The organism is Corynebacterium sp. (assembly GCF_012837295.1).
In the GTDB taxonomy this organism is placed as follows: Bacteria; Actinomycetota; Actinomycetes; order Mycobacteriales; family Mycobacteriaceae; genus Corynebacterium.
Genome location: NZ_DURI01000372.1, coordinates 1 through 8,284 on the forward strand (window position 1 = coordinate 1; position 8,284 = coordinate 8,284).

Below are 8,284 nucleotides of genomic sequence, written 5' to 3' on the forward strand. Positions count from 1 at the left end.
CCCGCCCCATCCGCACTCCGCGGGTGGGGCGGGGGCGTTTCGCGTGTCCGAGGTAACGATTCGGCGGCGAATTCCCGGGCCCGCCGCACACACCTCGCCGGTCGTTCGTCAACAGCTAGGCTGGTGAACCGACCGGGGCGCAGACGGCAGAAGGCGCCCCGACCGCGGCACGGCACCACGGGAAGACACCGGGGAACGTGGCCGCGACACGACACCGCGCCACCGCGACACGACGAGGAGACCACCACATGGGAGCCCATCAGTCCGGCCTGCCCGACCCCGCGACGTTCGGGGCCGTGCTGTTCGATTTGGACGGGGTGCTCACCCCGACCGCCGACATCCACGAGCGGGCGTGGGGCGACATGTTCCGCGCCTTCCTCGACGAGCGCGGCGCCGAGCCGTACACGGACGCCGATTATTTCGCGCATTTGGACGGACGCCGCCGCGACGAGGGCATTCGCGCGATGCTCGCGTCGCGCGGCATTTCGCTTGACGACGGATCGGCCTCCGACACGTCCGCCGATGACACGGTCACCGGCCTGGGGCTGCGCAAGAACGAGGACTTCCTGCGCCGGGTCGCGAGCGGCGTGGAGCCGTACGAGGGCTCGGTGAAGTTCCTCGACCACCTCGACGCCGTGGCCGCCGGGGAGGGCGCCGGTGCGCCGAAGCTCGCCGTGGTCAGCTCGTCGCGCAACGCCCGCCCGGTCCTCGAGGCCGCGGGGTTGCTCGACCGCTTCGAGCTCATCGTCGACGGCAACGTCGCCCACGACCTCGAACTCGACGGCAAGCCGTCGCCGGCGACGTACCTGTACGCCGCCGAGCAGCTGGGCGTGCCCGCCGCGGAGGCGGTGGTGGTGGAGGACGCGATCTCCGGGGTGCAGTCCGGCGCGGCCGGAGAGTTCGGCCTGGTCGTCGGCGTCGATCGCGGAGCCGGCCACGATGCGCTGCTGGGCGGCGGCGCGGACGAGGTCGTCGACGATCTCGCGGAGCTGATCCGATGAGCCGCGATGACCGCGAAAACCGCGAAGACCTCGCCCGGAAGGAAAACACGGGAACGGGCGCCGCGAAGATCGCGGCCGGACTCCCGGTGGCGCCGAACGACGGCGGCGCCGACCCGTCGGAAAGCGGGGTCGCGGCGGGCAGCCGCACGTCCGAGGAGAGGCGCCGCCAGCGCCGCGAATTCGAGCCGACCCGCGCCGACATCCACCATCACCTGGTCGACGCCGAGGGCATGATGGACCGCGACGTCACCCCCGTCGACGAGTGGCGGCTGGTCGAGGCGAAGCCCGGCGGCATCCCGATCGGCGTGTCCGAGACGCTGTTCGCCCTGTCCAACGGGTACATCGGCATGCGCGCCAACCCGCCGGAGGGGCGCGACTCCGCCGAACACGGCACGTTCATCAACGGCCTGCACGAAACCTGGCACATCCGCCACGCCGAAGACGCATACGGTCTGGCGCGCGAGGGGCAGTCGATCATCAACGCCCCCGACTCCAAGGCCATGCGCCTGTACATCGACGATGAGCCGCTGCGCCTGGGCAACGCCGAGGTGCACGACTACGAGCGCTCCCTCGACTTCCGCGACGGCGTCCTGCGCCGCCGTTTCAACTGGCGCACGCCCGGCGGCAAGAAGGTCCGCGTCACCAGCGAACGGATGGTCAGCTTCCAGGAGAAGCACGTGGCCGTGATGTCGCTGGAGGTGGAGCTGCTCGACTCCGACGCCGCCGTGGTGATCAACTCACAGATTCTCAACCGCCAGGACGGCGAGGACGAGTACCACGACTCCGACGCCGCCCAGGGTTCCGAGCTGGACCCCCGCCGCGCGGAGACCCTCGAGGAGCGGGTGCTCAACCCCACCTTCCAGGCGGAGGGGGAGGAACGCTCGACCCTCGCGTTCCGCTGCGCCCGTTCCGGCATGACGGTCGCGTGCGCGATGGACCATCTGTTCACCATCACCACCCCGGACGGCAGCGATCCGTACCTGGAGGTCGACCAGCGCACCGAGCAGGACTCCGCGCAGGTGCTGTACCACGTCAACGCGCCCAAGGGCTCGATCATCCGGTTGGAGAAGTTCGTCTCCTACCACTCGTCGCGCCACGTGCGCGGCGAGGAACTCGCCTTCCGCTGCGCGCGCACGCTCAACCGCGTCCGCCGCATCGGCCTGCGCGCACTGCAGGAGAACCAGCAGGAATGGCTCGAGCGTTTCTGGGAGCGCTCCGACGTCGTCGTGCACAACCAGCCGGAGATCCAGCAGGCGGTGCGCTGGAACATCTGGCAGCTCGTGCAGGCCTCGGCCCGCGCGGAGATCCAGGGCATCCCGGCCAAGGGCATGACCGGCACCGGCTACGGCGGGCACTACTTCTGGGACACGGAAATCTACGTCCTGCCGTTCCTGTCCTATACATCGCCCGCCTTCGCCCGCAACGCGCTGCGATTCCGCTGGGACATGCTCGAGGCGGCGTGGTCCCGCGCCGACGAACTCGCCCACGACGGCGCACTGTTCCCGTGGCGCACCATCAACGGCATGGAATCGTCGGCCTACTACGCGGCCGGCACGGCGCAGTACCACATCGACGCGGACATCGTGTACGCCCTGATGAAGTACGTGTACGCCACCGGCGACGCCGACTTCCTGCTGCGCGAGGGCACCGACCTGCTGCTGTCGACGGCGCGGTTCTGGATGTCCCTGGGCTTCTTCGACGCCGAGCGCGAGGAGTTCCAGATCCATTCGGTGACCGGGCCGGACGAATACAACACGGTGGTGAACAACAACCTGTACACCAACGTGATGGCGCAATATAACCTCACCGCCGCCGCCGACGTGATCCGCCAGATGATGGTGGAGCGCCCGGAGGCCTTCCGCGAGGTCTGCCACCGCTACGACCTGGAAATGGCGGAAGTCGAGGAGTGGGAGGAAGCCGCGGCGAAGATGTACGTGCCGTTCAACGAGCGGCTGGGCATCCACCCGCAGGACGATCAGTTCCTGCTGCGCAAGCGCTGGAACCTGGACGACCCGGAGATCGGGCCCAAGCGCCCGCTGCTCCTGCACTATCACCCGCTGACCATCTACCGGCACCAGATCATCAAGCAGGCCGACGTCGTCTTGGCGCTGTTCCTGCAGGGCAACAAGTTCACCGAGGCCGAGAAGCGAGCGGACTACGACTACTACGATCCGCTGACCACGGGCGACTCGTCGCTGTCGGCGGTCGTGCAGTCCATCGTCGCGGCGGAGCTCGGCTACGGGGAGAAGGCGATCGACTTCTTCATCCGCGGCCTCTACGTCGACCTGGCCAACCTGCACGGCAACGCGGCCGACGGCGTCCACGTGGCGTCGGCCGGCGGCGTCTGGCAGTCGCTGGTCTACGGTTTCGGCGGATTCCGCGACCACGACGGCGTGTTCACCATCGATCCGCGCCTGCCCGACGAGTGGGAGGGGCTGACCTACCGGGTCACCATCTACGGCTGTCGGCTCCGCGTGACCGTGCGCCGCCGCACGGTGGAGGTCGTGGTGGAGGAGGGCGACCACGCCCTCGGTCCCATCAACATCGCCGGCCACGAGGTGATCGTCGGGGCCGAGCCGATGACCATCGTCGTCGGCGAGCGCCCGGAGCACGAACCGCCACCGGAATCCGAGCCGACGCAGGAGCAGCTGGATCGCGTCGCCGAGCAGCAGGAGGACGACGACGTCGATCCGCCGGCGGCTCCGAACGGCACCGGGATGCAGGGCGACCCCTCGGAGCCGAAGCTCTCGAAGAAGTGACGGCCGGACCGGGACCGCGGCGCCGCCCGGGAAAAGGTTGCTGAAAATAGCAGCATCGGCGTCGGAAAGCCAGCCGGAGGCGGGCGGGATCGCGGATCCCGCCCGCTTTGGGCTTTGCGACGCCCGCGTTGCGCCATCACGGGTGTGGCGGGTGGGGAATTATGCGCGGAAAACCTGCGAAAATCCCCAAATCTGAGAGTTATCTGGGGCGGGGGTGGAGAAATCTGTGAAACTCCTCACCCGGATGGGGGATAAATGGTGACAGTGGGCTCAGTGACTTTAAAGTGAACGTGACACTGGAGGTGCCATGACTGTTACTAGTTCCAACCGTGACGCGATCGCGCACGGAAAAATCACTTTTGAGCCGCTGCGTGAGCGGCCCAAGTTCCCGTCCTGGGCCCTGAAGCTGATTATGGCCGTCACCGGCCTGATCTTCGGGCTGTACGTCATCGTCCACATGGTGGGCAACATGAAGATCTTCATGGGCGAGCAGGACTTCAACGCGTACGCGGCGTTCCTGCGTACGGTCGGCTACCCGGCCATCCCGAACGAGGGCGTGCTGTGGATCTTCCGCATCGTGCTTCTCGTCGCCGTGATCCTGCACGTGTACGGCGCTTTCGCGCTGCACGGCCGTGCCCGCCAGTCCCGCGGCAAGTTCCGCCGCCAGGGCATGGTCGGCGGCTGGAACACGTTCACCGCGCGCACGATGATCATCACCGGCGTCGTTCTGCTGGCGTTCATCATCTTCCACATCCTGGACCTGACCATCGGCGCGGCCGTGGCCCCGGAGAACTTCGTCCACGGTGAGGCCTACGCCAACCTGGTCGCCTCGTTCTCCCGCCCGCTGGTCGCCATCTGGTACATCATCGCCCAGCTGGCGCTGCTGCTGCACCTGTCCCATGGCCTGTGGACCGCCACGAGCGACCTCGGCATCACCGGCGCCCGCTGGCGCAAGGTCATGCTGTTCCTGTCCGGCCTCATCCCGCTGCTGGTCGTCGTCGGCAACATCGCGATCCCGGTGGCCGTCCTCACCGGTCTGGTCGGCTAGGTCGAGAAGGGTATTCGATAATGACGAACACTGAAATGCAGACTGGCGCCACCGATTTCCAGGCGCCCCAGTCCATCGTCGACGGCGTCGTCGTCGGCGGCGTCCTCGGCGACAACTCGCCGGGCGACAAGGCCCCGATGCGCGATCACTGGGAGTACCAGAAGGACCACTACAACCTGGTCTCCCCGCTGAACCGCCGCAAGTTCCGCATCCTCGTCGTCGGCACCGGCCTGTCCGGTGGCGCCGCCGCGGCCGCCCTGGGCGAGCTCGGCTACGACGTGAAGGCCTTCACCTACCACGACGCCCCGCGTCGCGCGCACTCGATCGCCGCGCAGGGTGGCGTGAACTCCGCCCGCGGCAAGAAGGTGGACAACGACGGCGCGTACCGCCTCGTCAAGGACACCGTCAAGGGCGGCGACTTCCGTTGCCGCGAGAACGACTGCTGGCGCCTGGGCATCGAGTCCACCCGCGTCATCGACCACATGAACGCCATCGGCGCGCCGTTCGCGCGCGAGTACGGCGGCGCCCTGGCCACCCGTTCCTTCGGTGGCGTGCAGGTCTCCCGCACGTACTACACCCGTGGCCAGACGGGTCAGCAGCTGCAGCTGTCGACCGCGTCCGCCCTGCAGCGACAGGTCGGCCTGGGCAACGTCGAGATGTTCACCCACAACGAGCTCGTCGACGTCATCGTCTCCGACGGCCGTTGCCAGGGCGCGGTCATGCGCAACCTGATCACGGGCGAGCTGACGGCCCACACCGCGCACGCGGTCGTGCTGGCCACCGGCGGTTACGGCAACGTGTACCACATGTCCACGCTGGCGATTAACTCCAATGCGTCGGCCATCATGCGCGCGTACGACCAGGGCGCCTACTTCGCGTCCCCGTCGTTCATCCAGTTCCACCCGACCGGCCTGCCGGTCAACGCCGAGTGGCAGTCGAAGACGATCCTGATGTCGGAGTCGCTGCGAAACGACGCTCGCATCTGGACGCCGGCCAAGAAGGGCGACGACCGCGCCGCCAACGACATCCCCGAGGACGAGCGCGATTACTTCCTCGAGCGTCGCTACCCGGCCTTCGGCAACCTGGTTCCGCGTGACGTCGCGTCCCGCGCGAACGCCCAGCAGATCAACGCCGGCTACGGCGTCGGCCCGCTGAACAACTCCGTGTACCTGGACCTGCGCGACGCCATCCAGCGTCTGGGCAAGGACACCATCAAGGAGCGCTACTCCAACCTCATCCAGATGTACGAGGAGGCAATCGGCGAGGACCCGTACGAGGTCCCGATGCGAATCGCGCCGACCTGCCACTTCACCATGGGTGGCCTGTGGAGCGACTTCAACCAGATGACCTCCATCCCGGGTCTGTTCACCGGCGGCGAGTGCTCCTGGACGTACCACGGCGCGAACCGCCTGGGCGCCAACTCCCTGCTGTCGGCGTCCGTCGACGGTTGGTTCACCCTGCCGTTCTCCGTGCCGAACTACCTCGGCCCGCTGCTCGGCCAGGATCGCCTGGCGGAGGATGCCCCGGAGGTTTCCGAGGCCCTCAACCGCGCCCAGGCCCGCCTGGACAAGCTGATGAGCATCGGCGGCACCCACGGCGCCGAGTACTTCCACCGCCAGCTGGGCGAGGAGCTGTACCGCGTGTGCGGCGTCGCCCGCAACAAGGAGGATCTGGCCGAGGGTCTGGCGAAGATCCGCGAGCTGCGCAAGCAGTTCTGGTCCGACCTGTTCATCCCGGGCAACCCGGATGAGATGAACCAGCAGCTGGAGTACGCCAACCGCGTCGCGGACTACCTGGACCTCGGCGAGCTCATGTGCGTCGATGCCCTGGACCGTGACGAGTCCTGTGGCGCGCACTACCGCGAAGACCACGTCGACGAGGAGGGCGAGGCCCGCCGCGACGATGAGAACTGGTGCTTCGTCTCCGCGTGGGAGCGCGGCGACAACGGCCCCGCGTGGGATCTGAAGGGCAACACCCTGATCCGCCACGCCGAGCCGCTCACGTTCGAGGCCGTCCCGCTCATGACAAGGAATTACAAGTAATGAAACTGCACCTTGAAATCTGGCGCCAGGCCGGTCCTCAGACCGAGGGGCACTTCGAGAGCGTCGACGTCGATGACGCCGTCGCCGAGATGTCCATCCTGGAGCTTCTCGACCACGTCAACTCCAAGTACGTGGAGTCCGGCAAGGAGCCGTTCGCGTTCGCGTCCGACTGCCGCGAGGGCATTTGCGGCACCTGTGGCCTGAACGTCAACGGTCGTCCGCACGGCCCGGGCAAGAACACCCCGACCTGCCAGCAGCGCCTGTTCCAGTACAAGGACGGCGACACGCTGAAGATCGAGCCGATGCGCTCCGCCGCGTACCCGGTTATCCGCGACATGGTCGTCGATCGTTCCGCCCTGGACCGCGTCATGGAGAAGGGCGGTTACGTCTCCGTGGCCGCCGGCACCGCTCCGGACGCCGACACACTGCACGTCAACCACCAGACCGCCGAGCTCGCCCTCGACCATGCCGCGTGCATCGGTTGCGGCGCCTGCGTCGCGGCCTGCCCGAACGGTGCCGCGCACCTGTTCACCGGCGCCAAGCTGGTGCACCTGTCGCTGCTGCCGATGGGCAAGGACGAGCGCGGCCGCCGCGCCGTGAAGATGGTCGACGAGATGGAGACCAACTTCGGTCCCTGCTCGCTGTTCGGCGAGTGCGCCGACGTTTGCCCGGCCGGCATCCCGCTGACCGCGGTCGCCGCCATCACGAAGGAGCGGGCCCGTGCGGCATTCCGCTCCAAGGAAGACTAAGCTGGGAACCCATTAACCGGGGTCTCAGGAAGGATTAAGAAATGGCTACGTCCACCGACAAGCGCTACCGCGGCGAAGAGCACTTCATCGACGGCTACGTGCCGCAGAGCATGAACGCCGAGTACTCGTCCCTGCACCGTTCCGCCACTTGGATCGGCGCGGGCATGTGGCTCGCCTCGCTCGCGGCCTGGGGTTGCTTCATCTTCGGCCTGGCCGTGATGAACATGGACACCACCGCGGGTCACGAGGTCGGCCACGTCGCATTCGGCGACACGGTCCGCACCGCCTCCGAGGCGGGCTCGTTCAACCCGTCCTACTTCATGTGGGGCGGCCTGATCGTGGCCATCGTGATGGACGTCGTCGGTTTCCTCCTGATCCTGGCGGGACGCAAGCAGTACCTCGCGTACCGCCGCGAGTTCGGCGTCCGCCACTAGGGGACTCCTTCGTCCCTGACGGGGCGCCGAGCTTCGCCGGACCAGGTCCGGCACCTCCGGGGCACGCCCCGCCACCGCATCACGCGGCGGCGGGGGCGTGCCCTTTCCCATGCGCGGGGCGGGTGGGGCCATAATCGAGGCATGCCAGCCCACGCGAAGAACAACGCCGCCGACGATCGCCACGTGGGCGTCGTCAAGCAGGCGGCCCCGCCCTCTGCGGGCCGCCACCGCGCCGACGGCCCCGCCGCGGC

General features: G+C 67.9%; 6 protein-coding genes. All 6 read left to right on the plus strand.

The annotated features are described in order from the left end of the window. The first annotated feature begins 248 nt into the window (after positions 1 to 248). The 6 genes from GX015_RS12195 to GX015_RS12220 all read left to right on the plus strand — a co-directional run bounded on the left by GX015_RS12195 (position 249) and on the right by GX015_RS12220 (position 8,033). Positions 249 to 1,001, plus strand: coding sequence for an HAD-IA family hydrolase (locus GX015_RS12195; protein ID WP_102212099.1), 753 nt, complete (start codon positions 249 to 251; stop codon positions 999 to 1,001). Between the two features lie 230 nt (positions 1,002 to 1,231). Next, positions 1,232 to 3,760, plus strand: coding sequence for a glycosyl hydrolase family 65 protein (locus tag GX015_RS12200; RefSeq protein ID WP_291345421.1), 2,529 nt, complete (start codon positions 1,232 to 1,234; stop codon positions 3,758 to 3,760). Positions 3,761 to 4,067: 307 nt separating this feature from the next. Beyond that, positions 4,068 to 4,808 carry a succinate dehydrogenase cytochrome b subunit gene (locus GX015_RS12205; protein ID WP_291345417.1) on the plus strand — a complete coding sequence of 247 codons (741 nt, stop codon included), beginning with the start codon at positions 4,068 to 4,070 and terminating at the stop codon, positions 4,806 to 4,808. Between the two features lie 20 nt (positions 4,809 to 4,828). After that, the gene (locus tag GX015_RS12210; protein ID WP_291345418.1) at positions 4,829 to 6,850 is read left to right on the plus strand and encodes a fumarate reductase/succinate dehydrogenase flavoprotein subunit; all 2,022 of its coding nucleotides are present in this window, start codon (positions 4,829 to 4,831) and stop codon (positions 6,848 to 6,850) included. After that, positions 6,850 to 7,599: a succinate dehydrogenase/fumarate reductase iron-sulfur subunit gene (locus GX015_RS12215; protein ID WP_291345419.1), complete on the plus strand. Its 750-nt coding sequence runs from the start codon at positions 6,850 to 6,852 to the stop codon at positions 7,597 to 7,599. The genes GX015_RS12210 and GX015_RS12215 overlap by 1 nt, the downstream gene beginning before the upstream one ends. Positions 7,600 to 7,640: 41 nt before the next feature. Then, complete coding sequence (locus GX015_RS12220; RefSeq protein ID WP_291345420.1) at positions 7,641 to 8,033, plus strand: hypothetical protein; 393 nt, start codon at positions 7,641 to 7,643, stop codon at positions 8,031 to 8,033. Positions 8,034 to 8,284: the final 251 nt, after the last annotated feature.

What these genes read in the sequence shown, in the direction of transcription:
- GX015_RS12210 (WP_291345418.1), top strand. Translation starts at nt 4,829, where the DNA reads ATGACGAACACTGAAATGCAGACTGGCGCCACCGATTTCCAGGCGCCC.
- GX015_RS12195 (WP_102212099.1), top strand. Translation starts at nt 249, where the DNA reads ATGGGAGCCCATCAGTCCGGCCTGCCCGACCCCGCGACGTTCGGGGCC.
- GX015_RS12215 (WP_291345419.1), top strand. Translation starts at nt 6,850, where the DNA reads ATGAAACTGCACCTTGAAATCTGGCGCCAGGCCGGTCCTCAGACCGAG.
- GX015_RS12205 (WP_291345417.1), top strand. Translation starts at nt 4,068, where the DNA reads ATGACTGTTACTAGTTCCAACCGTGACGCGATCGCGCACGGAAAAATC.
- GX015_RS12220 (WP_291345420.1), top strand. Translation starts at nt 7,641, where the DNA reads ATGGCTACGTCCACCGACAAGCGCTACCGCGGCGAAGAGCACTTCATC.
- GX015_RS12200 (WP_291345421.1), top strand. Translation starts at nt 1,232, where the DNA reads ATGATGGACCGCGACGTCACCCCCGTCGACGAGTGGCGGCTGGTCGAG.